The sequence below is a fragment of the Photorhabdus thracensis genome (genome assembly GCF_001010285.1).
Lineage (GTDB): Bacteria > Pseudomonadota > Gammaproteobacteria > Enterobacterales > Enterobacteriaceae > Photorhabdus > Photorhabdus temperata.
In genome coordinates this window covers 4,565,837-4,591,038 of record NZ_CP011104.1, presented here as the reverse complement: position 1 = coordinate 4,591,038, position 25,202 = coordinate 4,565,837, and the positions used below count along the sequence as shown (strand labels likewise).

At 44.1% G+C, this 25,202-nt stretch carries 23 protein-coding genes and 2 pseudogenes; 14 read left to right on the top strand and 11 right to left on the bottom strand.

Going from position 1 to position 25,202, the window contains the following annotated elements:
- Positions 1-23 precede the first annotated feature (23 nt).
- The 7 genes from VY86_RS20005 to VY86_RS19975 all read left to right on the top strand — a co-directional run bounded on the left by VY86_RS20005 (position 24) and on the right by VY86_RS19975 (position 7,281).
- Complete coding sequence (locus tag VY86_RS20005) at positions 24-1,454, top strand: gamma-aminobutyraldehyde dehydrogenase (RefSeq protein ID WP_046976271.1); 1,431 nt, start codon at positions 24-26, stop codon at positions 1,452-1,454.
- A 15-nt stretch (positions 1,455-1,469) separates the two neighbouring features.
- On the top strand, positions 1,470-2,243 hold the full coding sequence (locus VY86_RS20000) for a nuclear transport factor 2 family protein (protein WP_046976270.1): 774 nt from the start codon (positions 1,470-1,472) through the stop codon (positions 2,241-2,243).
- Between the two features lie 108 nt (positions 2,244-2,351).
- The gene (locus VY86_RS19995; RefSeq protein ID WP_046976269.1) at positions 2,352-3,629 is read left to right on the top strand and encodes a 4-aminobutyrate--2-oxoglutarate transaminase; all 1,278 of its coding nucleotides are present in this window, start codon (positions 2,352-2,354) and stop codon (positions 3,627-3,629) included.
- 33 nt (positions 3,630-3,662) lie between these two features.
- A complete protein-coding gene (locus VY86_RS19990) occupies positions 3,663-4,061 on the top strand; it encodes a DUF805 domain-containing protein (RefSeq protein WP_046976268.1) in 399 nt (132 codons plus the stop codon).
- A 27-nt stretch (positions 4,062-4,088) separates the two neighbouring features.
- On the top strand, positions 4,089-5,630 hold the full coding sequence (locus tag VY86_RS19985; RefSeq protein ID WP_046976267.1) for an NAD(P)/FAD-dependent oxidoreductase: 1,542 nt from the start codon (positions 4,089-4,091) through the stop codon (positions 5,628-5,630).
- A 108-nt stretch (positions 5,631-5,738) separates the two neighbouring features.
- Positions 5,739-6,056 carry a hypothetical protein gene (locus VY86_RS19980; RefSeq protein WP_158019996.1) on the top strand — a complete coding sequence of 106 codons (318 nt, stop codon included), beginning with the start codon at positions 5,739-5,741 and terminating at the stop codon, positions 6,054-6,056.
- 691 nt (positions 6,057-6,747) lie between these two features.
- A complete protein-coding gene (locus VY86_RS19975) occupies positions 6,748-7,281 on the top strand; it encodes a hypothetical protein (protein WP_046976266.1) in 534 nt (177 codons plus the stop codon).
- Positions 7,282-7,357: 76 nt separating this feature from the next.
- On the opposite strand, the gene VY86_RS19970 is transcribed toward VY86_RS19975, so the two are convergent.
- From VY86_RS19970 to VY86_RS26080, 4 genes and pseudogenes are all read right to left on the bottom strand, one after another.
- Positions 7,358-8,329 carry a hypothetical protein gene (locus tag VY86_RS19970; RefSeq protein WP_046976265.1) on the bottom strand — a complete coding sequence of 324 codons (972 nt, stop codon included), beginning with the start codon at positions 8,327-8,329 and terminating at the stop codon, positions 7,358-7,360.
- A 263-nt stretch (positions 8,330-8,592) separates the two neighbouring features.
- A pseudogene (locus VY86_RS19965) lies at positions 8,593-9,845 on the bottom strand (MFS transporter).
- Positions 9,846-9,912: 67 nt separating this feature from the next.
- Positions 9,913-10,773 carry a transposase gene (locus VY86_RS19960; RefSeq protein WP_238591677.1) on the bottom strand — a complete coding sequence of 287 codons (861 nt, stop codon included), beginning with the start codon at positions 10,771-10,773 and terminating at the stop codon, positions 9,913-9,915.
- On the bottom strand, positions 10,689-11,291 hold the full coding sequence (locus VY86_RS26080; protein WP_476641830.1) for a transposase: 603 nt from the start codon (positions 11,289-11,291) through the stop codon (positions 10,689-10,691). The genes VY86_RS19960 and VY86_RS26080 overlap by 85 nt, the downstream gene beginning before the upstream one ends.
- Before the next feature lie 112 nt (positions 11,292-11,403).
- On the opposite strand from VY86_RS26080, the pseudogene VY86_RS19950 reads away from it, so the two are divergent.
- The 3 genes and pseudogenes from VY86_RS19950 to bioD all read left to right on the top strand — a co-directional run.
- Positions 11,404-11,808 (top strand): annotated as a pseudogene (locus tag VY86_RS19950) (LysR family substrate-binding domain-containing protein); the annotation flags it as partial.
- A gap of 123 nt (positions 11,809-11,931) precedes the next feature.
- On the top strand, positions 11,932-13,149 hold the full coding sequence (gene mlc / locus VY86_RS19945) for a sugar metabolism global transcriptional regulator Mlc (protein WP_162200380.1): 1,218 nt from the start codon (positions 11,932-11,934) through the stop codon (positions 13,147-13,149).
- 166 nt (positions 13,150-13,315) lie between these two features.
- Complete coding sequence (gene bioD, locus VY86_RS19940) at positions 13,316-13,987, top strand: dethiobiotin synthase (protein WP_046976262.1); 672 nt, start codon at positions 13,316-13,318, stop codon at positions 13,985-13,987.
- 241 nt (positions 13,988-14,228) lie between these two features.
- On the opposite strand, the gene VY86_RS19935 is transcribed toward bioD, so the two are convergent.
- The 4 genes from VY86_RS19935 to stlA form a co-directional block, all read right to left on the bottom strand.
- Positions 14,229-14,501 (bottom strand): DUF1161 domain-containing protein, encoded by a 273-nt coding sequence (locus tag VY86_RS19935; RefSeq protein ID WP_046976997.1) that lies wholly within the window; start codon positions 14,499-14,501, stop codon positions 14,229-14,231.
- Positions 14,502-14,522: 21 nt separating this feature from the next.
- Positions 14,523-14,885: a DUF1283 family protein gene (locus VY86_RS19930; protein ID WP_046976261.1), complete on the bottom strand. Its 363-nt coding sequence runs from the start codon at positions 14,883-14,885 to the stop codon at positions 14,523-14,525.
- 116 nt (positions 14,886-15,001) lie between these two features.
- Entirely contained in the window at positions 15,002-15,751 is a 750-nt protein-coding gene (gene ydfG / locus VY86_RS19925) for a bifunctional NADP-dependent 3-hydroxy acid dehydrogenase/3-hydroxypropionate dehydrogenase YdfG (protein ID WP_046976260.1), read from the bottom strand.
- Between the two features lie 97 nt (positions 15,752-15,848).
- Positions 15,849-17,447, bottom strand: coding sequence for a phenylalanine ammonia-lyase StlA (gene stlA / locus VY86_RS19920; protein WP_046976259.1), 1,599 nt, complete (start codon positions 17,445-17,447; stop codon positions 15,849-15,851).
- Between the two features lie 410 nt (positions 17,448-17,857).
- On the opposite strand from stlA, the gene VY86_RS19915 reads away from it, so the two are divergent.
- Positions 17,858-19,552 (top strand): glycoside hydrolase family 18 protein, encoded by a 1,695-nt coding sequence (locus VY86_RS19915; protein WP_046976258.1) that lies wholly within the window; start codon positions 17,858-17,860, stop codon positions 19,550-19,552.
- A gap of 208 nt (positions 19,553-19,760) precedes the next feature.
- On the opposite strand, the gene VY86_RS19910 is transcribed toward VY86_RS19915, so the two are convergent.
- The 3 genes from VY86_RS19910 to VY86_RS24985 all read right to left on the bottom strand — a co-directional run bounded on the left by VY86_RS19910 (position 19,761) and on the right by VY86_RS24985 (position 21,337).
- Positions 19,761-20,741: a P1 family peptidase gene (locus VY86_RS19910; protein ID WP_046976257.1), complete on the bottom strand. Its 981-nt coding sequence runs from the start codon at positions 20,739-20,741 to the stop codon at positions 19,761-19,763.
- An 81-nt stretch (positions 20,742-20,822) separates the two neighbouring features.
- Entirely contained in the window at positions 20,823-20,987 is a 165-nt protein-coding gene (locus VY86_RS24990) for a hypothetical protein (protein WP_158019995.1), read from the bottom strand.
- A 203-nt stretch (positions 20,988-21,190) separates the two neighbouring features.
- Positions 21,191-21,337 (bottom strand): hypothetical protein, encoded by a 147-nt coding sequence (locus VY86_RS24985; protein WP_158019994.1) that lies wholly within the window; start codon positions 21,335-21,337, stop codon positions 21,191-21,193.
- Between the two features lie 47 nt (positions 21,338-21,384).
- Here VY86_RS24985 and VY86_RS19905 point away from each other — a divergent pair, with 47 nt between their 5' ends.
- From VY86_RS19905 to VY86_RS19895, 3 genes are all read left to right on the top strand, one after another.
- Positions 21,385-22,686 carry a Fic family protein gene (locus VY86_RS19905; protein ID WP_046976256.1) on the top strand — a complete coding sequence of 434 codons (1,302 nt, stop codon included), beginning with the start codon at positions 21,385-21,387 and terminating at the stop codon, positions 22,684-22,686.
- A gap of 530 nt (positions 22,687-23,216) precedes the next feature.
- Complete coding sequence (gene dkgB / locus VY86_RS19900; protein WP_046976255.1) at positions 23,217-24,023, top strand: 2,5-didehydrogluconate reductase DkgB; 807 nt, start codon at positions 23,217-23,219, stop codon at positions 24,021-24,023.
- 70 nt (positions 24,024-24,093) lie between these two features.
- Positions 24,094-25,194: an alkene reductase gene (locus tag VY86_RS19895; protein WP_046976254.1), complete on the top strand. Its 1,101-nt coding sequence runs from the start codon at positions 24,094-24,096 to the stop codon at positions 25,192-25,194.
- Positions 25,195-25,202 lie beyond the last annotated feature (8 nt).

Below are 25,202 nucleotides of genomic sequence, written 5' to 3'. Positions count from 1 at the left end.
GTCTAATCCATCAGGAGGTAACCATGGGATTTTCCATGCTCAGGCATTTCATTAATGGTCAGTATGTTGAATCTAAAGGTTCTGAATATTTTGATTTGGTAAGCCCGGTCACTGGTGAAGTTTATACGCGTTCTCCTAACGCGACTGCGGAGGATGTTGATGAAGCTTATGCCGTGGCTAAAGAGGCGTTCAAGATCTGGGGGCGCAGCACACCGTCAGTACGTCAGCAGGCGTTGCTGGCATTAGCCGATGCGGTGGAAAAAAACGCTGAACGTCTGATCGAAGCGCAAAGCCGCAATACGGGGCAGCTCAAGCATCTGATTGCCTCTGAGGAAGTTACAACGTCAGTGGATCATATCCGTTTCTTCGCTGGCGCCGCCCGTTTTCTGGAAGGCAAAGCGACTGCTGAATATCTTCCTGATATGACGACCAGCATCCGGCGCGAACCACTGGGTGTGGTAGGGCAAGTTACGCCGTGGAACTACCCGCTGATGATGGCAGTATGGAAGATAGCGCCTGCGCTGGCAGCGGGCAATACTGTGGTACTCAAACCGAGCGATACCACGCCGGAAAGTACTCTGCTGCTGGCTGAACTGGCCGCTCCGTTCTTCCCTGCTGGTGCATTCAACGTGGTGTTGGGTAATGCCAGTGCGGGCACCTTAGTCGTTTCACACAAAACGCCAGCTATGGTTTCCATCACGGGTTCCGTGCGCGCAGGTTTGCAGGTTGCCTCTTCGGCGGCGGCTAATCTCACCAGAGCACATTTGGAGCTAGGCGGCAAAGCACCAGTGGTTGTTTTCGCCGATGCAGATATGGACAAAGCGGTGGAGACCATTACTACCGCGGGGTACTTCAACGCGGGTCAGGATTGCACGGCAGCCTCGCGGGTGCTGGTGCATGAATCTGTTCACGATACCTTCGTCGCCAAACTGGTGGCGGCAGCTAAAGCCACCCGTTTTGGCTATCCGGAAGATGAAGAGGCGTTGTATGGGCCGCTCAATAATGCTCGTCAGCTGGAGCAGGTCAAAGGATTCATTGCGCGTCTGCCCGCTCATGCCCGTATCGAAACAGGAGGCCGTCAGGCCGAACGTTCGGGTTATTACTTTGAACCTACGGTAATTACCGGTCTGGAACAGCACGACGAAGCAATCCAGACCGAGATTTTCGGCCCGGTCATCACGGTGCAGAAGTTCTGCGATGAACAGGATGCTATAGAGAAAGCTAACGACGTGAAATACGGATTGGCCTCCAGTGTCTGGACCCGTGACCATGGCCGCGCGTTGCGCCTGTCACGTGAACTCGATTTCGGTACCGTCTGGATTAACACCCATATTCCTCTTACGGCAGAGGCCCCGCATGGCGGTTTCAAGAGCTCCGGATATGGTAAAGATCTATCGGTTTATGGCTTTGATGAATATACGCGTATCAAACATGTGATGAGTTCCAACGACTGACACAGGACATCCGTAATGATTCAGAATAGATCTCCGCGCGACTGGGTGTCGCGTGCGCACCACGAGCTGTTTACTGACCGTGATGTAGGGGCGCTTGAGCGTTGTTTTGCGCCGTATTTCATCGAACATTCCCCGTTGGTCAAAGATGGTCTTGCCGGATTGAGTGAGCTGGTCCGGACACATCCTGAACTGCACCACGAAACGTATCGTGTATTGCAAGATGGTGATTTGGTTGCCATTCACGGTCGTTTTACGGGGTTAGACGACCGGCCGCTGGTCGGTTTCGATCTGTACCGGGTTGCCGACGGCTTAATCGTAGAGCACTGGGATGGCCTGGTGCCGCAGGCTGTACCCAACGCCAGTGGCCGAACTCAGTTAGACGGCCCGACTGAAACAGGTCATGGTCATGACCGGGAGAAGAATCGTGAGCTGGTGGTCAACTTTTTTACACGTACCCTGATCGAGGGTTACTACGAAGAGTTTGGGAACTACACCAATGGTGAATTGTTTCGCCAGCACAGCCCCGATATCCCCGATGGTACGGCGGCGGTTATCTCGTTTCTTAAGCAACTCAGGGATGAAGGGCAGGGTCTGCATTACGCTAAAATTCACCGTACGGTAGCCGATGGGCAGTTTGTTCTGACCCATTCGGAGGGGAGTATCGCCGGAGTGCGTCATAGCTACTTCGAGCTATGGCGCATTGAGAACGGCAAAGTGGTTGAACTTTGGGATGCTATCACCTCGATACCGGAGGATGCGAAAGCGTTGCATTGCCACGGTATTTTTTAGCAAAAACCGCTGTAACTCCTCGTCGAATGCGGACGGGGAGAACCGAATCACATCGGGCGTTTGCCTGTTGAAGCCCGCTTATTTCAGATTGCTGAGGAGTTTTCATTTATGACTGAATCTATGTTAGCTAAAAGACGCAACGCGGCTATTGCAAAAGGCGTGGGAGTGACCACACAAGTCTATGTGGAGCGTGCGGAAAACGCTGAAATTTGGGACATTCAAGGGCAACGCTATATCGATTTTGCTGCCGGTATCGCCGTGGTGAATACCGGCCACCGCCATCCGCGCGTCATCGCGGCAGCCAGAGAACAACTGGAACAATTTACCCATACCTGTCATCAGGTAGTACCCTACGAAAATTATGTGGCACTGGCCGAACGTCTGAACCATCTGGTTCCTGGTAATTTTGCCAAGAAGACCGTCTTTGTCACTACTGGGGCTGAGGCGGTGGAAAATGCCGTGAAGATCGCGCGGGCCGCTACCGGGCGCAGTGGCGTGGTAGCTTTCAGCGGCGCTTTCCATGGACGTACCTTCCTCGGTATGTCATTAACCGGCAAAGTTGCACCGTACAAAATGGGATTTGGCCCGCTGGTTAGCGACGTTTACCGTGTTCCGTTTCCTATCGGGCTGCATGGCATTAGCGTGGAACAGACGCTGAATGCGCTGGAAAATCTCTTTAAAACCGACATTGAACCCACGCGTGTCGCTGCCATCATCATCGAACCGGTACAGGGCGAAGGTGGTTTCTATCCTGCGCCTCCTGAGTTGCTCAAAGCCCTGCGTGAGATCGCCGATTGTCACGGCATTGTACTTATTGCCGATGAGATCCAGACCGGTTTCGCGCGTACGGGCAAACTGTTTGCCATGGAGCATTATGAGGTTGTTGCCGATCTGACCACTATGGCGAAAGGTCTGGCGGGCGGTTTGCCGCTGGCGGCTGTGACGGGACGTGCAGAGTTGATGGACGCTGTAGTGGTTGGTGGTCTGGGGGGAACCTATGGTGGTAACCCAGTGGCGATTGCAGCCGCCCATGCGGTGCTGGATGTGATCGAAGAAGAGAAGCTGAATGCGCGTGCGACGCAGTTGGGAGACCAGCTAAAACAGCGTCTGCATGAACTGCGACCGCGTGTCCCGCAGATCGCCGACGTGCGTGGACTTGGACTGATGATTGCGGTGGAGTTTACCCGTGCGAACAGTCAGGAACCCGATGCCAGCTTTACCAATGCGGTGCGTCAGAAAGCGCTGGAGCGTGGTCTGATCCTGCTGATGTGCGGTGTACACAGCAACGTGATCCGTTTCCTTCCGCCGCTGACTATACAAAATCACGTTTTTGACGAAGCACTCAATATTCTGGAGTCTGTGCTGCTCGATCTGACTGAACAGTAGGTAGAACCTGCTGCCTCACAAGAAGGGACAACAATGCACTGGTATTTAACTGTATTAAAAAACTATGCATGCTTCAGGGGACGAGCCAAACGTAAGGAGTTCTGGTATTTTGTTCTGTTCCAGATCGTGGCTGTATTTATTATCTCTTTCCTTGAAAGCTACTTTGCCGTTGCCAATCCTGAAATTTATATGGGCTGGTTTAGCGCTGTCTATCTGCTGCTCACATTTTTGCCCGCGCTAGCAGTGAATGCCCGTCGCCTGCATGACATCAATTGCAGCGCTTGGTGGTTACTGCTGCATCTCATACCGTTTATCGGCACTGTTATCCTGCTGATTCTCGCCGGTCTGAAAGGGAGCGCTGGCAGCAATAAATACAGCTCAGAGAGTCGGATTCACTCACAGGGAAACGCTCCGGACCAGGCCAGCGGGTGATTTCAAGATCATGACAGGAGTGCTGAAATGACAATGAACAGAAGAGACTTTATCTCTACCGCCGCGACGCTTGCGGGGGTGGGAGTGCTTTCATCCGTACTTCCCAACTTATCCCTGCTCGCCCAGACTTTAACCGCGGCCGATGCTCCTGCCGCCAATGTTGATAAGCTCCGGCCGATACTGTTGGAGGATGCGCAGCACAGAGCCAGCCGGTTGGGGCTGGATCCGCGTATCTGGAACTGGCATAAAGAGGCTGCTGTTGACGCCATGCCAGCTAACTATTATGAAGCTTCTCTGGCTGACTGGTCAGCTTTTGGAAGCCTGCCTGGAGACCAGAACTGCGAAGTTGTGGTCATCGGCGGTGGGTTGCTGGGTGCTTCCACGGCATTGCATCTTGCTGAAGCGGGCGTGGACGTGATTCTTGTTGAAAAGGATAACATTGGTTCAGGCGCTTCTGGCCGCAATGGGGGACAGATGACCCCCGGGCTCGCACGCTGGGAAGCTGAAACCATGCTGGAAAAACTTTCATCCGATGAGGCTAAACGCTTGTGGCGTTTTGCATCAGTTGAAGCAATGAATCTCGTGGATGAACTCCGTGAGCGTTACAGTTTCGAATGTGACCGCAAATATGGTCATATCACTGTTGCGGTGCACGCAGGCCACATGGGGCCGCTGGTGGCTAATGCCGATGCCAGGCGCCATATGGGAGATACGGCGATGAAGGTTATCGGACCGCACGAATTGCAGGAAGAGTATGTGCGTTCGGGCATCTACCATGGAGCAAATATCGACAGTATCGGTGGGCAGGTCCAGCCTCTGGCACTGTTGCGTGGCCTTGTTTATGGTTTCGCCAGACTGGGTGGGCGAATCTATGATAGTACCAAAGTGAAGGGCATCAGGCAGGATGCTGGTGGCACAGTCGTAGAAACTGAGCGGGGGGCTATCAGGGCGAGCAAAGCCGTGGTGCTGGGTGTACATATCTCAACGGGTGAGTTTATCTCTGGCCCTTCCACTACGGTGCCTTTTTTCACCTACGTGGCGGTAACGCCGCCGTTGCCAGTAGATGTCAAAGAGCTGATACCGTCAGAGCTGCCGGTCTACGATACACAGTTACAGGTCGACTACTATCGTGCGGTGCGCAACAATCGCCTGCTGTTCGGTGGCCAGGGTACTGGCAACTCTTGGTCACCGCGTGATGTGAACAACTATCTGCTTGAGCGTATCAGAACCGTGTTCCCGCAGCTGGAAAAAAACGAACTGGAATATTCCTGGGGCGGGATCAGTGATCTGACCCTGAACGGTGCCATCGACGCCCGTAAGAGCGGCGACAGCGTACCCGTATATATGGTACATGGCTGGAGCGGTCATGGAGTGGCGCAGACGGTGCGCATTGGCAAAGCTATCAGCGACGATCTTACCGGACGCAACGACGACTTTACCATGCTTACCCGCATTGACCACGCGAGTATCCCGCTGGGTTCCTATCTCTCTCCGGTAGCCATTCCGTTGGCTAAGGGCGTTCTGGGAGTGATGAGCACGCTTAATCCGGCAGAGATGGTTTCGTTCTGAGCAGCAGGGCATGGGGTTTCGGGATCCAATGTCAGTTATATTTGCATTGATTGATTAATGATTGTATTTATATTCTTTATGCTATCAATCGTTAACTTGAGGTGCATTATGCAAACTTTACATAGGAAAACCAGACTCGATAACAACATGGCGACACCTCATCATGAGTACGACGATGCTGATGCAGCGGCTGATCGCCTTGAGAATATTATTAAGAAGCTGGCAGATCGTATTCGCAGCAAGGGTAAGGCAGGCATCAAGCGTCGACTGGCATTGCCGGACAATCAGTTTCTGATGAATATGTTATTTCTGGCTATGCCGTCACGAGCACTGTTGAAAATATCCGAGATGGTGAGTTTTTCCGTAAAAACAAACCACTTTTTAAACATAGATCAAAAATATAAAAGTGCAAAAAATATTTCGTAAGCTGCCTCCTATTAATTAATAATGCCAGTGATTTCCATTTCAGCGATCTGATGGATCTGAGCAGCCCCCCATGATTAATATTTGCTCTCTGGCGGGAAAAGCCAGCTTGCCAGGGGCCAGTTGCTATGCGGCATCAAAATAGGCAGTCGTTGGGTTTACTGTAGCGTTACAGCAAGAACCTTCAGCAGTTGCCAGCAGAAATTGTTTTGCGGCTGATGGTTAGCTGTTAATCTCGCTTCACTCCCAGTCTCCCGAATCAGCCAGTTCATTCATCGCGTCTTCTAATAGTGTATCCATTTCCTTGTCTTGTATTGCCGTAGCCAGATGGCTTTGGCGTCGCCACTCATCTTTATTCATCTTTCATCCTCGTGACATGTAACCATGCTCACAATATAACCAAAAAAACGTTACATGCAACACTCTTTTATTCTCATATGGGGATAATCTTACCGTATATTATTTTAATATTGATATCGATGATTACAATAATTTTTCGGCAGGTGAATATTTTGCGCTTGTCTTAATTGGATTCCAGAATTTTCCAGTTATTTTTTAGAAATGTGGCAAACATGAAGCAATTTTGGCAAATAATTAGCGGCAATCCAATTATGGTTGTATACTGTAAAAAAGAGATAATAAACAAGGTGGGGCTATTTAGCCAAGTAAATTAATTAAGAGATGAGGCGCAATTATGACTAATATTTATATAAACAAATATGCTCCAAATAGTATCGTTGCGAAACTCCCATTGGCATCTGATAAAAAAATAGAGAAATGGAATGCGGAGAGTTTGGATTTTCGCATTTGGACCCCGGGATTTATATGGTTGGATGGTCAAAAAATTTCAGAGTTTCACAACTTATTTCGTTATCCAGGTATTACAAATCTTTATCTTGCATTCACGTTTAAAGCACAGTTTCTCACTCCACTAAGCTCTACAGCAGAAATGTCAAGGGCGCAGCCAATTCAAGATTGGTTTTTCAATAATGGGGCATATATTGAGAATGGTTTTGATAATTTCGGCATATATTCCTGTGATACAGGGAGTGGAGAATACAGTGTAAATTTCATTGATCCCTGTTTTTATCTTATAAAGAATGGTGAATTGAGTTATAGTGATAAGAATTCCGCTTTCCCAAACCTTGTTCTTCGGGTGAAAAATAAAGTCACTTCAAATTTTCTGGCAAATGTAATTCCTACGGATTTTAAAGTTATTATTAATTAGTTTCATTCTATATTGAAACCCTCTCTCGGGTGGCTGACCTGAGTCAATACACCCAAAAGAGGATCCGCCTTATAAACTAGGTTTCCTTAACTACCTCATTCTCCCTCTCTTTTTCCAGCATAATCAGCAATTCAAGCATACTGATAATATCTTTAGATGTTTCGCGGGCCTTGCTATGTGATAAGGCAAGATCAGGGAACTTATTCATGAATGCGCTGACATTTAACTTTCTATCCGGATTGTTGTTCAATGAGGCTATCAACTGGGACAGGCAATCTCTTGCCCGGAGTAAATTTTGCTCCAGATAATTACCACCCGCATGTGGGCCCGGTTTCATGTTAGCCATTGCTCGAAATGTATCTTTTCCTTTGTTATAAATACCACGGGGATCCAGTCCCGCCGCCGCAGTCAAACCAAATACTAATTTTGAGCTAACGGGTATTGAGCCATATTGCAGCATGGAGCTGAAAGTACCCGCGGTCCAGTTACTAACACCTTCGGTTATAGAACTGGTAATCACATCAGGTGTGTTTGCCAGTGCAGTATCCAGCACAAAATCCTGCGCATATTCTTTGTTCACATAGGTACGATATAGCTCATGTAGTCTGGGGTAGCCGCTCAATTTATCCTGTAATTTCCCCATTACCTCACGCTCAATATCTTTAGTCGTATTGTTGGCACAGGTCGGATATAACTGGGTATGAACACCCGTTCTTGACGTAATGGGCTTTGCCAACTCTCCACCAATGCTTCCTGCCGCTGCACTGGCGAGAAAAGAGATAGCAGGACCGCCTGGAGCCGCAGCAGCGCCAGCTAACCCTGCACATATTGAGGCGGGAGCTGAGCGTATCATCGTGTCTTTAATTTCCACCAGTGCATTTCGCCCCATTTTATTCAATAGCTTTTGCGGGGCGCTAAGACGATACAATTGCTTTTGCAGTGCATGTACATTCTGTCCCGCCATGACCATTGATTTATTTAGCATATCAAATTCATATGCCAGTTTTATTTCCTCTTTGGTGAAACCTTCAAATCTGGAGTTTCCCATATTAATTTTTCCTTTAAATAAATATTGGTTTGTTTTTCTGATCAGATAATATTCCCATGCTTTTTAGCGCTTAGTGAAAAAAATAAATCAATTTTTGACAAATCAGATAGTGGAGGGTATTGACTGGTGGACGGGAGTGTAATATAAATTTCCGGTAAATAGAGGGTAATAATAAGGTTAAGCGGATTTCCATCCATAGTGGATAATCATATTACTGTGGATAGTCATCCGCCATTAATTATGGATAAAATGGTTACTTTCGATTATTTTGCCTCAGGGAGTTTAGCGAGCTTAATTCCCAGAAGTAGGGCTAAAAGGGTGAGAATGGTAATAAATAAAACAACGCCGTTCCAGCCCCATTGCAGCCAGAATATGCCGCCAAAGGTACCCGCTACACTTGAGCCGGCGTAATAACAGAAGAGATAGAGAGATGACGCCTGTGCTTTGGCCCGACGAGCGCGATGTCCAACCCAACTGCTGGCGACAGCGTGTGCGGCAAAGAAACCGGAAGTGAGTATGACCATCCCAATCATAATCATCACAGTAGAAGGCAGCATGGTAATAAGAGTACCCGTTAGCATCATACTAATCGTTACTATCAGCATTTTCCCTAGTCCATATTGACTTGTTAATCCACCCACTTTAGATGCGCTGTATGTACCGGCCAAATAGACAATGGATAACATACCGACAGTTGATTGACTAGAATGATAGGGTGAGTCCAGTAAACGATAACTGATATAGTTAAACATCGTAATAAACCCCCCCATGAGCAAAAATGCTTCGGAAAATAATAATGGCAACCCTTTATCACGAAAATGTAATCTCAGATTTATCAATAAAGATCTAGGTTTGAGGGAACTTGGCCGAAAACGACGAGATTCAGGTAACATACGACAAAATATAATTGCAGCAATTAAGGCAAATAAGCCTAATACGATGACAGAAACCCGCCATGAGAAATGATCAGTTATCACACCTGATATTAATCGCCCACTCATTCCGCCAATAGAATTACCGCTGATATAAAGCCCCATTGATAAAGCAACAAAGTTAGGATGAATTTCCTCACTAAGGTAAGTCATTGCAACGGCGGCTACGCCACTGAGAGATAAGCCAACCAGAGCGCGCGCAATCAGAATTCCATGCCAACTGGTCATAAATGCACTGAGTAAAGTGAAAACTGCGGCGGCAGATAGCGCGGTTACCATAACATTTTTACGGCCAATGGCATCAGACAGAGGACCGGTTATCAATAATCCCAATGCCAGCATGCCAGCATGCCAGTCGAAAGCGATAAAGATAAACTGCTGATGGCTGGAGAAACACCAAAATCTTCCGATAATATAGGTAAAATGGGTTGAACAAAGTAGAGCAGGGCAAATGTTGCTAATCCTACAGTAAAGAGTGACAACGTCACTCTGATATACAAAGGATCTGCTTTCTGAATATAATTTCTCTTATTTTGTTGAGTATCTTGGACAAGATGATTATCGGGAGTTGAATTTTCTCTGATGCTACGGGTGGTGCTCACATGAATTCCTTACTTAACTCATAATAAGTAACTTGCATTTTGATATAGATCAAGCCCCTTGCCCAGTGCGAGGGTGTCGCAAAAGGGTTGAGGTCACTTTTTCAAGCATCAAGTTAAATTCAATCACTGACTTTGGGCAGCCTGTTATTTGTATGGATAACAGGCTAAAAATAATCCCTAATATCAGAGCCACCGCTCTTGATAAGTTATAGGCCATTGCATGCAGGGAAAACTCCAGCTTTACCGCTGACAATCCCTTACGCCGAAAGCGTTCCAGTCTCTGAATTCCCCGTAATGCCGAAAATACCGGTTCTACCAGGCTCTTCCGTTGACTCAATATCTGTTTTGACTCCGGTCGGGCCATATGCAAACGAAGTGTCTCCCGCCCTTCATCTTCCGGATAACGTTTTATTTTTCTTCCTCCTTTAGCCTTTGTGCAGCCCGCTTTCTTCGGGCATCCGGCACAATTGTCAGCGCGATAAACCCGATAGGTCCGCGTTTTTTCAGTGGCTTTCACTGTACTTTGCAGGGACAATTGGTGATGAGCAGGACAAATATAGCAATCTTGCTCAGCATCATAAGTAAATAAGGATTTAGGATAGATTTTTCGGGTACGCTGTCGCTCTGAATTTTCTGTACAAAACAGCCAGATCTGATGTTTCTTCGCCTCAGCAATCACATCGTCATGGAAATAACCGGCATCCAATAACAGCTTTTCCGGGTGACCTCCCGAGATAGTGAGATTCTGCGCCAATAACGCGGCCATCACTTGGGTTTCACTGGAGGGGTCGACCGTTTGAGCGACGATAATACGTCTGTTGTTGACTAAAACAGACGGTTTATAGGAAGTTGAAAATCCTCTTCCCCGCTTGAGTTTCTGGACGACGGCTTCGGGTTCTGTTGGATTGATACGCAGTTGGCTGGCATCCTTCCCTTTTTTTCACGATTTTCTTGTCGGCGCCGTAATACGTTGGCTCCCTGTTCCAATTGCTTTATGCGTTTTTCTGTCTGCGCTGTGGCAGGGGTAGCCGTGAGAGTATTTTTTTCACGTGAAATCGCTTCCTGAGTTAAAAGGTGGTAATGAGAACAGGCCGCCTCTATCACTGTCCCGTCACCGGCCAGGCACGAGCCGTCCGAACGACTGCGGTGCAAAATGGATAAGGTCAGTGCCTTAAAAAACGGTCCCGTCAGGACGGATTGGTGCTGATAAATAAAACGCCCAAGACTGGCATGATCGGGCGTAATTCCCTGGCTGACAAAAATACAGCCTAAATCTAAACGCGCAAGTCGTTCAAGTTCTCTGAGCGAGCAGTGTCCTTTCATGATCCCATAAAGCAGGATCCCCATCATGGAGCGTGGAGAATAAGGGGCTCTCCCTGTCGAAGCATAATGGCGTTCAAAGGGGCCCCAATCTTGCTCATCAAGAATGTCAGCAACAATAAATGCGCAGACGGTTCCCGTTTTCGAATGAATAAGGTCATAAAAGAGCTGCGCCTAAAGGAAGAGCGCAGATTTTAATGGATAACATGACCTTTTGCGACACCCTCTTTACGGCGGGGAGCAGTCACAACATGCTCAACAGGGAATAAAGCTCGAAATGTTGGCGGGCCATCCACTGGTATTTTTTGAACGCGAAGTTGGAACTGCTTTGTATGATGAAATTGTTACTTTACTTGCCCAGGCGGGTGTGACACCGATGATTTCACAGGAAGCTGGTGAGGCAATGACTATTCTTGGTCTTGTCTCTGCTGGTCTCGGGGTCAGCGTTGTGACTGAATCTTTTACCCGCATGAAAGTCGATGGTGTTCAGTATATTCCGTTAGCTGATAACCGATCTTTCTCTGAGGTTTGGTTAGTCAATCAAAAAAGCCGACCGGTATCAGCCGCAGCAAACAGACTGACAAAACTACTCATATCTAATATTCTGAATGAGAAAAATGAGTAAGAATCAGCTAAATTTCGTGCTTAATATCACATATTGATTGAAAGAATGATACCTTTTGCCTAAAACATCGACATAATTAGCCGACAATTATTTTGACATGCAAATTAATTAAAGAGCAAAAGGGTGAGTATGGATGGACAACCGGGTCATATTGATCAAATAAAGCAGACTAATATTGGTGCTGTTTATCGGTTAATTGATCAATATGGCCCAATTTCCCGTATTGAGTTATCTAAAAAAGCACAACTTGCTCCTGCCAGTATTACTAAGATTGTTCGTGAATTGGTTGATACGCACTTAGTGATGGAAACAGAATTTCTGGATTTGGGATTCAGAGGACGCCCAGCGACCGGACTGAAACTTGATTCTGAAAGCTGGCATTTTTTATGTGTCAGTATTGGCCTAGGGAATTTAATTTTGGGCCTGCGTGATCTAAGCAGCAAATTAATTGTTGAAGATGTCTTACCATTACCTGCCAGCAATAAAAAGTCCTTTTTGGACTGTATTACTGATGAGATTGACGCATTTTTCGGCCGTTATCAATCCTGCCTTGAGCGTCTGACAGCCATTAGCATTACGGTAAATGCGATTGTTGATCCGACTAAAGGTTTAATCCGTAATCTTCCTTATTATCAGGTTCAAGAATTGTCAATAGGGGAATATCTGCATCGTCGTACCGGATTACCCGTATTTCTCCAACATGAAATCACAGCCTGGACGATAGCTGAATCATTATATGGCGCAGCAAAAAATTGTAAGAATATTATTCAGATTGTTATTGATGAAAATGTTGGGGTCGGCGTTATCATTGCAGGACAAACATTACATGCAGGCAATGGCAGTGTTATGGAAATAGGGCATATTCAGGTTGAACTTGATGGTGAACGTTGCGATTGCGGGAACCTGGGCTGTTTGGAGACAGTTGCAGGTATCAATCACATTTTATCCAGAGCAAAGCAGCAATTAATAACGGTACCAGATTCTTTACTTAACTGTGAGCCACTGACTGTTGAATCATTCTGTCAGGCGGTTAATAAAGGTGATACTCTGGCAATAGATATTATCCGTTATATAGGGGTAAAAATTGGTCATATTGTCGCAATTATGGTGAATTTATTTAACCCGGAAAAAATTCTGATTGGCTCTCCACTTAATGCTTCACAGCAAATTTTATATCCTGTCATTAATGAGTGTATTCAACGACATGCTTTGCCTGCTTATAGTGAACAGGTTAAGTTGGTTGCAACAGAATTCAATAACTCAGGAACATTATCTGCGGTGTCGTCAGTTAAAAAGGCTTTATATGATGGTTCATTATTAGTCAATTTAATGAAAGGATAGTAGATCTGATAAACGTTCTCTGGTAGTAATATTTGCTTTATATAAATTTTTTGTTAGCAATAATTAAACAAAACATTGAGCTAACGCAATCTCCCTTATAGCCGTACCCTCTAAACTTAGGTGCTCATTAACCGGATTTTATCTGTCATTATGGAAAACAGAATTTATGTTAACTCGCCTATTTGTTACGGGGACAGATACCAATATAGGTAAAACAGTTGTTACCCGTGCCTTATTACAAGCTTTTAATCGTGACGGAGCAACGGCCGTAGGTTATAAACCTATAGCCACAGAAGGGTATGAAACAGAAGAAGGAATGCGTAATCGAGATGGTATAATTTTGCAAAAATCCTCTCCCGTTCAATTTAAATATGAAGAAATTAACCCCGTTATCTGGAAAAGCAGCTACTGTGAAGAAAACCGGGTTGATTTCGACCAGATGAAAAAAGGATTAAATAATCTTAGCAATAAAGCAGATTGCGTTATTATTGAAGGTAACGACGGTTGGCGTGTGTTGTTGAATGATGAAACTTTTTATTTTGATTGGGTGATTCAGGAAAAAATTCCAGTCATTTTAGTGGTAGGTATTCAACCTGGCTGTGTAAATCATTCAATTTTAACCTCGCAGACGATCATAAATGATGGATTGCAGTTAATAGGATGGGTAGCAAATAGAATTAATCCTGGTATATCACATTATGCGAAAATTATGGATAGGTTACGCCGTCACATAAATGCCCCACAGTTAGGTGAAATTCCTTATATTTTACGTCCGGAAGAAAAAGATCTATCCTGCTATCTGGATATTTTCGCCTTATTAAAACAAGTCGTAAAATAATCATGAATTAAAATATGCGAGCTAGCACGTTGCTCATTCCGGAAGAAGCTAAACTTGGATTGATTTTTCAGGCGACACACCGAAGCTGTTTGAAAAGGTGAAATAAACAACGAGAGGATAGCGGTTCCGTCGTATTAAATAGGGGTCGAAGGCGTATAGCCTCGACCTCTATTTAGATTGGAAAGTATTTGCGCAATATTTTCTCTGAATTCCGCGCATTCCCCAGAAAAATAATAGGGGTTTATTCTGTGACTGACGGGTTTGTGGATTGGCTTTTTTGCCGGGTATACACAATCTTTTTGGTATTATTTTCACAATGACCAACGATCTTACCACCGGCTTGTTCGGTTTGGTCATTAGGAATAATTTCCAATTTAAAGCCAGATTCCGGCACACCATTATGGATAATTTTCTGTGCAATCTGCTCTTTTACGCTTTCGCATGAAGCTTGTGCAGCAAGCGTAAATGGAGACACAGTAACGATCAACGCACTGAATAAAAGTGCTTTTTTCATCTTCATTATCATCACCTTATATTACGGTCTGATAGGCATACCAGTATTGCTGTCCAAGCAACGTTCGGTATTGGGTTCCCAATAAGCATTGATATTGGTACTTTTCATACATGCGTCGCGAGCATCAATCGCTTTATCGAACTTATCAAATTCCTTCTCAGCACGTTTATTAACTTTGGTACGAAGATTCTTGGTTTCATCCCATTGCTCTTTACTTTGACGGGCTGCTTCTTTACTTAGCGCAGTATCTCCGTTGCCATTTACTGTGACGCAGGTTCCCCCGGAAGAGCAGGTTGCCGCCAGTGCCGGCGCTTGCCATAACAAAGGAATTGCCAGAGCGATAGCAGGCATAGCTTTTAATATCAAAGAATTACAAAAATTCATCTTTTATCCTCTTGAAAGAGAGTGGAGCCAAATTCGATGGCACAATAAGAAATTATCAGATAGATAAATTATAAGATAACATGAAGATGTTCAACAAATTATCAAGAGGAATGTGATTATATATTTCTATGCACGCTAAGCCCGGCAAATGACTGACAAACCGGCATCATTTCCAATGTATTAATGTTGACATGTGCAGGTAAGTTAGCAACCCAAAAAACAGCCTCTGCGACATCTTCAGCTGTTAATGCCTGAGTTCCATCGTAGGTTTTATTCACTTTGTTATTGTCACCTTTAAAGCGGACTAAAGAAAACTCGGTACCGCCAACTAAACCAGGTTCTATATCAGTGACACGGATATTTTTTCCCTGTAAATCTGCCCGTAAGCCCAGACTAAACTGTTTGACGAAAGCTTTAGTTGCGCCATAAACATTCCCACCTGAATATGGCCAATTCGCAGCGGTAGAGCCTATATTAATAATATGCCCACGATTTCTTTCCACCATTTCAGGCAGTAGGGCACGGGTCATATTCACAACGCCTTTAGCATTGGTATCAATCATTATTTCCCAGTCACTTTGGTTAGCCAGATATGCGGGTTCTAATCCAAGCGCCAAACCTGCGTTATTAACTAAAACATCAATATTACGAAGTGACTCTGGCAATTGTTGAATAACCTGGCTGATAGCAGCCCGATCAGTCACATCAAGTTGAACAGCGTAAAAATCATCACCCAGTTCAACTTTTAAGTTTTCTAACCGTGCCTTACGGCGGCCAGCCCCAATAACTTTAGCGCCATTTTGAATGAATTTTCGGGTGATCGCTTCACCAAAACCTGATGTTGCTCCTGTTACAAAGATAATCATACAAAACCCCTTGTTTACTGATACTGTTTTTATTGCAGTAAATGGGGTTCTGCATTTTTAGTCAAGAGATCACTGAAAATTTTCAGTCATTTTCTTTTTACTCTTCCAGAATAATCTCTGGTAGTGGGAGTTGATTATTAATAATTGCATCTGCAATTCGGATTATATCCTCATCTAATGCACGATCAGTGACCAGAGGAGGGCTGATTTCACGTACCGCATGGTAAAATTTCGCTGTTTCAGGCGCAATTTGACTAATATTGCCACGGAGATAAATTGCCTGACAAACTACCAAAATTGTCATTGATACAATATTGCGTAATTTCTGCTCCATTTCTAAAACATCTTGTGCAGCATGTAATCCCAAACTGACAATATCCTGGTTATATTGCTCTGTAGCGAGGGTATGAATACCCGATGCAGCACAATCATGACGGATTGCAGCAACTAAAGCAGTTTGAGAAAGTTGGACGCCTTTAAAACCTTGATACATGCCGGGAGTTGGGCTAAGTGAATTAGGTAACCCACGGGAAAAACGGTTATCCATCATCAGTGCCACAATTGCATGGAGATGATTAGCAACTAAAGCGATATCCAGTTTTAACGCATCCATTGTCCGGGCGACATATTGCCCCATAAAGTTCCCGCCATGCAGAACATCGCCATTTTCCGGATCGATCAGTGGGTTATCATTCGCAGAGATAACTTCCCGCTCTAATATTTTTCGGGCTGTGGCTAAAGATTCCGGCACTATACCTAATATTTGTGGTGCGCAACGGATTGAATAAACCTCCTGTAAGGTATCATTTAGTTGGGTAACTTCCTGGTGACGACAAGCTTTATTTGCTTGCTCTTTAATCCCTGATAATAAATCAACTTGAGTCGAACCTGCCAATAAATTACGCAATGCACTCGCTACTGCTTTCTGACCAGGATGATTTTTTACTTGCTGAATTCGGGCATCATAATGTTCATGAGATGCAAGTAATGCTTCAACAGCCAGGGCAATAGCAGAGATTGATGCTTTAAATAGTTTTTCCAGTTTAATAACAGCAACTGCGCTGATGCCTGACATTACCCGGGTGCCATTAATAAGGGCAAGACCTTCTTTGGCTTGTAATGATAATGGCGTCAACCCGGCATGTTTAATTGCTTCAGCCGCACTAATTTCTTCTCCCATATAATACACTTTACCAATACCACATAATGCGCGTGCAATATAAGATAAGGGAACCAAATCACCACTTGCTCCGACTGAACCATAACGAGGAACCAGAGGAACAATATCATGATTAATATGATCGGCTATCGTTTGAGCAACAATTGGCCTGGTTGCAGACCAACCTTTGCAAACGGAAAGTAACATAGTGAATTGTGACGCTTTAATACTAGTTTTGGACATAAAGTCCCCAGTGCCGGCAGAAAGAAAAGTCAGCAGATTTTTTTGATGTTCTGAGATCTTATCAAATGGCACCACTAAGTTAGCATTCCCGCCAAATCCTGTATTAATCCCATATATAACCTCGCCAGAATTTAATTTTTCCTCTAATTTTTCACGACCACGGCTCAAAAGCTCAATGATATCCTTTGATATTTTTACTTTCTTTTGTTTTATAGCAATATTATAGATGTCTTCCAGAGAGATAACGTTATTATTAATAATAATAATAGTTGGCTGAACATCTTTAGCTTTCATTTTAATCTCCATATATAATAGTGATAATAATAAATTAAAGAAACAAATACCCTTAATGATACAAGTTAGTATAGATATAAAATAAAAAAATAGTCACTTTAGAATAAAATCAAAATAAATTAATCGTAAAAATTAATTTACAAAACTTCATTAATATTGGTGATTATAACAATAAAGATATAATATATTTTCAATTTGAGATTATTGCTTTTAGTTTTACCACATTATAATAAAGAGATGATAATGTACAATGTGTTGACATAAAATTAAGTTGATCATTGACAATCAAACAAATAGCAATTATTTGTTTTCCTAAGAATACAAGCTAGAATGTAATTGTGTTACCATGCGAAGTAAAATAATTTAAATGTTCATCGAAGGATAAATTTATATCTAGTCGAGGTGATTTTATGTCAAAAATAATCAAGACAGATTCTCTTAGTGAACAATCTTATAAAATAGATAATTTCAATCCATCAACTGAAACAATAAATTTCAGTTACACATCGGGGAGAATTGCATTACCAGTTTATAATAAGTATGACATACGAAATAAGCCTAAAGTTTTTGGCTATTATACAGATTGGTCGCAATATGACGGCAGATTACAAGGAAATCAAGATCCCGCCAGTCGTGGTAGAGGAATAGATTTACAGCACCTTTTAGATAATCCTTTTGCGTATGATAAATTAGTTATTGGTTTCTGTGGAATATTAGGTGATGAGGGTGAAAAGAAGCAGCAAATTAAAGAACAAGCACCATTATTTTCCCGTACCAATAACGGTGAAGTCACATTTACAGATGCCTGGGGTGATTGCCAGTCTTATCAGAATTGTACTTATTCTGGCTGGCAAGATATCCAAATGCCAAGGGATTTCAAACAATCTAAAAGTATGGGCGTATTAGGTGGATTGGCTAAGATTCAACAGGCTGCAAAAGCCCAGGGCCATGATCTTATTATGTCGTTCAGTGTTGGTGGTTGGACCATGAGTAATGGCTTTTATAATATGGTCAGAGACGAAACACTGAAATCCTATTTCTGTTCGAGTCTGGTTGATATATTCCGACGTTTCCCTATGTTTACCGAAATTGATATTGACTGGGAATACCCAGGTGTTGCCGGAAATGACGGTAATATTTATGCTCCAGATGATGGCGATTATTATGTTAGTTTAATTCGAGACTTAACTACTGCTTTTAAAGAAGCGGGGCGCTCGGATGTAAAAATAAGTATAGCCTGTTCCGCGGTGCCAGAAAAAATGGAGAAATCAAAAATACCAGAATTATTAAAGGTTGGACTATATGGTATTAACGTTATGACCTATGATTTCTTTGGTACTCCGTGGGCCGAAAAACTGATGCATCACACGAATCTTCGTGATTATCCTGGAGGTGAAAACAGTGTAGAAAAAGCAGTTGAATATTTACTGAGTATCGGCGTTCCTGCATCTGCAATTAATATTGGTTATGCTGCATACTCACGTAATGCCAGAAATGCGGTTATTGATAGTTATTCTCCATTATCCGGCAGTTATGATCCGGGATATATTCCGAAAAAGGAGCCAAAAATTACGACAACCGGCTCATTTGAATCAGGAACAACAGAATGGTACGACACTATATATAATTATCTGGATTTGGAAAATGAAAAGGGGAGGAATAACTTTGATTTTTGTACTGATGATATAGCAGACGCTGATTATCTCTATAATAAGGAGAGCAAGTTGTTCATTTCTATTGATACCCCTCGTTCTGTTAAAGCTAAAGCTCAATATGTTTTGGAAAAGAGTCTGGGGGGAATATTTACATGGACTGCGGATCAAGACCGTGGCTTATTAGTCAATGCAGCTAGGGAAGGTCTTGGTTGTGAGTTAATCACGAAAAAGATAGATATGACACCATTCTATTTCAAAGGCTTCAATGTTGATCCGGGTGATCAAGGTAAGGGCGGTGATTACCCGGCATGGGATGCAAGCAAGGAATACAAGGCGGGTGATAGAGTCAGTTGGAAAGACCAAAACTGGGAAGCTAAATGGTGGAATAGGGGCACAGCACCAGATGACGCTGGAACATCTGATGCTTATCCCTGGGTTAAAATTTCATAATTAGTTAAATGAAGCCACCAGTACATATATCATATTGGTGGTGGATTATTTACCCTTATTTCTTTCGACTTAAATGCCGTTGTTTTAACGGCGGAATGACAAAATGTTCTACAGCGTTTTGTGCGCTGCGCAGCGAAATCCCAACAATCTCATTAGTATATCTTGACACCTTCTTTAGGATGTATTACAGAGAAAATAATGATGGGCTTTAAATCGGTCGGCAAAACGAATCGGCATAACCTTTAACACCAAATCCTGATTTGGCTGAGGTTACAGCGTCTAAAACCGCAGTAGCCATGACCTCAGCCGCAACTATACCAACAATATTCACCGATGAATCTACACCACCTGTTGTTGCTGCAAAAATAGTATCCCCGTCACTCATGGTATGAATGGGGTATATTGTCCTCGCAAGGCCATCATGAGCCATTTGGGAAACTTTTTTCATCTGACTTTTATTCATATTGGCGTTACAACAAATTATGCCAACGGTTGTATTTGTCCCTTGAGTGAAATTATTATCTTTATTTTCTATAACGTAGGAAATGAGATCGATAATATGACCATTTTCATCACATGCACCTGCAATAGTTTTACCATTTTTAGGGTCTCTGATTTCACCAACAGCATTTACAACCACCATTGCACCAACTATCAGTCCTCCTGGTAATTTAACAGATGCTGTCCCAAGTCCACCTTTCATTGCTTTGTCAAAACCGCCCATCTTACCTATAGTGGCCCCGACGCCTGCGCCAATATTTCCTGATGGAAAAGAGTTTGTAGACGCGTTTTGCGCGGCAATATAACCCATCTCAGCGTCGGGACGAACAGCAGGATCACCGAAATTCAGGTCAAAAATTACTGCGGCAGGAACGATAGGTACAATAGCTACACCGGCATCAAAACCTTTTTTTCTTTCTTCAAGATAACGCATTACGCCAGAAGCGGAATCTAATCCAAAAGCACTACCTCCACTCAGTACCACTGCATTGACTTTCTGAACAGTATTAACGGGATCTAAAAGCTCGGTTTCCTTTGTCCCCGGCGCAGCACCTCTGACATCAACGCCACACACAGCTCCGTTGTCGAAAATAATTACGCTACAACCGGTTTGTTTCAACTTATCTTCAGCATGTCCAACCCTGATACCCGGTATATCCAAGATTGTTCCATTTGTTTTTTTACACATAAATGCCTCATTTAATCTTTAATAATCGTTACCAGACCGCGCTCTGTTAAGAACGGGCATGTAACTTTTACTGGCCTGCGCTTAATCTTCTTTTTTTTTGATCATTAATCCAAATAAAGGATTATCGACAACAGGGACAACAGCAATATCGAATTTGTCTGGTTCTGGCAAAAAATCAATATCCATCAGTGCGACAAACCTTGACGTGGTTAAATGGGCTTCTTCAATATCGTCTGTGTAAATCACCAGCCCAAACTCATTTTTATTCAGCGTAGCATATGGGTGCGCATAATGTATATTATGTTAAATAACCTACAACGATAAACAACTTTTATATCCCGCCTTCACTTCATCAGAAATCAATAAATTAGCGATTTCTGATATACCTCTCCTTTCTTGTGTTATGTTCGAAGTACAATTTGTTCATTGAGCATAGAGATGCGTATGGGCTACAGAGTTCTTTTGAAGGTTCGTGTCAGCTCACGGGTTTCCGGCAAACTGGCTACATCATCTGCATTATGAGCATAATCCCGATATGGCTGGTGATTACGACGGTGGCGAATTAATAGCCCTTTTTTGTTGCTATTCTTCATCATTAAAAGCTAAAATATCTCAAAATCACTAAAAATTGAGATAGTTTGAAATGACGATAAAGTATCCCCCGACACTTATACCCATTGATGCAATTTCCGGCGCAGATATCGCTGCGCATGCGCACTATATGCGCGTCACCGATGAGCGTGGACGTTACCTTCCATTTGATAAATTCCGCTACCGTGCAGCCAGTGATGATAATGTTGCACTGGCTTGGACGCTTACGCGTCGCGCCCGTAATGCGGCTTTAACTCATATAGACTATAGCAATGCAGCAGGCGAACAGGCAGGATTCTTTATCACTCAGGGTATCGCTGCCACCTGTGAACTGGTGGATAAGCACGCTACCCGGCTGGCGCTTAATGAGATCACTAACAGGCTGCGTGGCGTTGGCGCAGCACTAAACCAGCTCCAGCTTGATGAACCGATCACTTCATCCCAACTGGAGGGCGCTAACACAACAACCATTGTGGCTCGTAACATGCTCGAAAGTGGCAGAACCCCGCGTAACGAAGATGAGCAAATGATTGCTGGTAATGCGCGACTAATGGCTGAAATTCCTGAATTGCTACAGGAACCATTAACTCCCGACCTTATCCGGCGCATTCATGCCGTAGGGATGGGTGGCATTGATGATGAAAAGTACCATCCCGGTGATTTCCGCACGACGGATGACATTGTGATCATGGATTATGACAATAACATAATCCATCAGCCGCCTGCCGCCAACAGTCTGCCGGTACGTTTGCAGATGGTCTGTGATTTTGTTAACGGCAACGGGCCTTACGTCCATCCACTCGTGAAGGCTTGCATCCTGCACTTCATGATCGCACATGAGCACCCATTCAGAGACGGGAACGGACGTACCAGCCGGGGATTGTTTTACTGGTATATGTTGAAATCAGGGTATGACGCTTTTAAATTCGTGTCGATCAGCCAGCTGCTGCACAATGCACCTGCTAAGTATGCCCATAGTTACCAGTACGCGGAAACAGACGGAATGGATTTGACGTACTTCCTGGACTATCAGGCAAGCATCATTGGTCGGGCGATGGAGCGGCTGCTATCGCATGTCGATCAGCTACTTAATCGTGCCGCTGCCATCGACAGTATGCTGTTTAAATCGGGGGCGTTGAGGCGTCTCTCGCAGCGCCAGGTGACACTGCTTAATGTCATGATGGATACGCCTGATAAGACTTTTACCGTTTCTGAAATAGCCGCTGCGCTGGGCGTATCGGATAACACCGCACGTAATGATTTGCGTAAACTGGTGGGGGAAGGTCTTGCTGAAGAGTTTGCAGTAAATGAACAGAAAACTGCCTATCGAATATCTCGCAACTTTACCGCCTGAGAATTTTTTCACAGCCCCGCGAAGCTGGCTGACAGAAGAACACATCAGCGGGTCGGTTGCCGCCAGCGATCGACCAGATTTCCACGTCATCCTGATGCATCCAGGTATGTGGGCGGGATTTGAAACTAGGTCACACCGTTTTTGTCCGTGAACGGATATGTGGCGTCACGCGGGATAATTTTGCCGCCATCGAGGCGGGTAATCGCGTTTATCTGTTGAAAAGTACTTTCTTCCCCCCTCTCCGTTCTGCAGGTACAGCGGTTGTTTCATCTTAATAAACTGGATACCCCCCTCACATTAGCCAGAAAATCCGGCACGTGCTCATCCAGGCTCAGCAGCTCAATATGCATTTTGCATTTTGTGGTTGCGGCCTGAGAAGTGGGAAGCCTCGCCGTTTTTTACGGCGGGGAGCAGTCACGTTATATTTTTGTCATTCTAGCAAAAGACTTCTGCATTTATTGCTCTTTTTTATTGCAATTTATCTCATGATAATAAAACCTTTCTTAATCAAATATTACATGAGGTTTATTATGTCTGTTCCTGCATTTGGATTAGGTACTTTTCGTCTGAAAGATGATGCGGTGATCACATCAGTAAAAAATGCCCTTGAATTGGGGTATCGTGCGATTGATACAGCACAGATTTATGAAAATGAAATGGCGGTAGGACAAGCCATAGAAGAAAGTGGTGTAGCCCGTGAAGATATCTATATCACGACAAAAATCTGGACAGAAAATCTGAGTAAAGAAAAATTGATACCAAGTCTTAAAGAGAGTATAGCGAAGCTGCGCACTGATTATGTTGACTTGACGTTAATTCATTGGCCATCACCAAATAACGTTGTCAGTGTTGATGAAATAATGAATGCGTTGCTAGACGCTAAAAATATGGGGTTGACACGTGAAATCGGGGTTTCAAACTTTACGATCGATTTAATGCAACAGGCTATCGATGCAGTAGGTATTGAACAAATCGCCACGAATCAGATTGAACTTTCTCCATATCTACAAAATTGTCATGTGACGGCCTGGGCGAAAGATCACGGAATTCATATCACTTCCTATATGACTCTCGCTTATGGTAAAGCCCTTCAGGATGAGGTTATCGGACGCATAGCCACAAAACATCAGGCCACTCCTGCACAGGTGATCTTATCTTGGGCGATAGCATTAGGTTATAGCGTGATCCCTTCTTCAACTAAGCGTAAAAATTTACAAAGTAATCTGAAAGCTTCCGAGCTTAAACTTGATGCAGACGACATGGCGGCTATCGCCACACTTGATTGTAATGAACGCCTCGTTAGTCCAAAAGATCTTGCTCCTCAATGGGATAACTAATTGCCCTTATTTCTTAATATGTCCATATACACAAATCAAAATCAATAATTAATGAAGAGTGAGAGATATTATGCTTTTTGAACGCTATTCTCTGAATGGTCTGTCGTTATCTAATCGTATTGTTATGCCGCCGATGACACGTTCGCGGTCTGGAGCAAACGGTGTAGCGACTGATTTGATGGCTAAATATTATGCACAACGAGCCAGTGCAGGACTTATTATCAGCGAAGGTACACAAATCAGCCAACAGGGACAAGGATATGCATGGACGCCAGGTATTTATAAGTCTGAGCATGTAATAGGATGGAAAAAAGTAACAGATGCAGTACATATGGCAGGAGGAAAAATTTTTGCTCAATTATGGCATGTAGGACGTGTTTCACACACTACTCTACAACCTAATAATTCTGCACCTGTCTCCCCCTCTGCCCTTCAAGCAAAAGGTGTAAAAGTTTTTCTGGATGTGGAAGGCCGTGGACCTGAACATAGTATCGGTGAAATGGTACAACACTCGCAGCCACGAGCACTGACGCTTGATGAAATTCCAGATATCGTAAATGATTATATTCAAGCGGCAAATAATGCTATTGCAGCAGGTTTTGATGGCGTAGAGCTTCATGCAGCGAATGGTTATCTTATTAATCAGTTTATTGATTCTCAGGCTAACCTACGAGATGACGAATATGGTGGAACTTTACAAAATCGTTTACGTTTCTTGAGTGAAGTGGCTATGTCAGTAGCGACCGCAATAGGGAAAGATAAGCTGGGTGTTCGCCTGGCACCACTCACAACCCTGATGGGGTCAGAAGATGATACTCCTGAAGCAACTTATCTGGCTGCCGCGAGTGTGCTAAATGATATCGGGGTAGCCTATATTCATATTGCTGAAGCTGACTGGGAAGACGCTCCCGTCATGCCAATAACCTTTAAGGAAGCTTTTCGCATACTCTATCACGGCACGCTGATATATTCTGGAAAATACACTTTGGAACGCGCTGAAGAAGCTCTAACTAAAGGCTGGGCGGATCTGATCGGATTTGGCCGCCCTTTTATTGCTAACCCAGATTTACCATATCGTCTTGCCAATAGGCTAGAACTAAACCCACCGATAAAAGAGAAATTTTTCGGGGGTAATGAGGATGGCTATACCGATTATTTGGCTATAAAATAATAGAAATA

Excerpts from the sequence above, each read along its gene's own strand:
- VY86_RS20005 (WP_046976271.1), top strand. The coding sequence starts at position 24 with ATGGGATTTTCCATGCTCAGGCATTTCATTAATGGTCAGTATGTTGAA.
- VY86_RS20000 (WP_046976270.1), top strand. The coding sequence starts at position 1,470 with ATGATTCAGAATAGATCTCCGCGCGACTGGGTGTCGCGTGCGCACCAC.
- VY86_RS19995 (WP_046976269.1), top strand. The coding sequence starts at position 2,352 with ATGACTGAATCTATGTTAGCTAAAAGACGCAACGCGGCTATTGCAAAA.
- VY86_RS19990 (WP_046976268.1), top strand. The coding sequence starts at position 3,663 with ATGCACTGGTATTTAACTGTATTAAAAAACTATGCATGCTTCAGGGGA.
- VY86_RS19985 (WP_046976267.1), top strand. The coding sequence starts at position 4,089 with ATGACAATGAACAGAAGAGACTTTATCTCTACCGCCGCGACGCTTGCG.
- VY86_RS19980 (WP_158019996.1), top strand. The coding sequence starts at position 5,739 with ATGCAAACTTTACATAGGAAAACCAGACTCGATAACAACATGGCGACA.
- VY86_RS19975 (WP_046976266.1), top strand. The coding sequence starts at position 6,748 with ATGACTAATATTTATATAAACAAATATGCTCCAAATAGTATCGTTGCG.
- VY86_RS19970 (WP_046976265.1), bottom strand. The coding sequence starts at position 8,329 with ATGGGAAACTCCAGATTTGAAGGTTTCACCAAAGAGGAAATAAAACTG.
- bioD (WP_046976262.1), top strand. The coding sequence starts at position 13,316 with ATGTTAACTCGCCTATTTGTTACGGGGACAGATACCAATATAGGTAAA.
- VY86_RS19935 (WP_046976997.1), bottom strand. The coding sequence starts at position 14,501 with ATGAAAAAAGCACTTTTATTCAGTGCGTTGATCGTTACTGTGTCTCCA.
- VY86_RS19930 (WP_046976261.1), bottom strand. The coding sequence starts at position 14,885 with ATGAATTTTTGTAATTCTTTGATATTAAAAGCTATGCCTGCTATCGCT.
- ydfG (WP_046976260.1), bottom strand. The coding sequence starts at position 15,751 with ATGATTATCTTTGTAACAGGAGCAACATCAGGTTTTGGTGAAGCGATC.
- stlA (WP_046976259.1), bottom strand. The coding sequence starts at position 17,447 with ATGAAAGCTAAAGATGTTCAGCCAACTATTATTATTATTAATAATAAC.
- VY86_RS19915 (WP_046976258.1), top strand. The coding sequence starts at position 17,858 with ATGTCAAAAATAATCAAGACAGATTCTCTTAGTGAACAATCTTATAAA.
- VY86_RS19910 (WP_046976257.1), bottom strand. The coding sequence starts at position 20,741 with ATGTGTAAAAAAACAAATGGAACAATCTTGGATATACCGGGTATCAGG.
- VY86_RS24985 (WP_158019994.1), bottom strand. The coding sequence starts at position 21,337 with ATGATGAAGAATAGCAACAAAAAAGGGCTATTAATTCGCCACCGTCGT.
- VY86_RS19905 (WP_046976256.1), top strand. The coding sequence starts at position 21,385 with ATGACGATAAAGTATCCCCCGACACTTATACCCATTGATGCAATTTCC.
- dkgB (WP_046976255.1), top strand. The coding sequence starts at position 23,217 with ATGTCTGTTCCTGCATTTGGATTAGGTACTTTTCGTCTGAAAGATGAT.
- VY86_RS19895 (WP_046976254.1), top strand. The coding sequence starts at position 24,094 with ATGCTTTTTGAACGCTATTCTCTGAATGGTCTGTCGTTATCTAATCGT.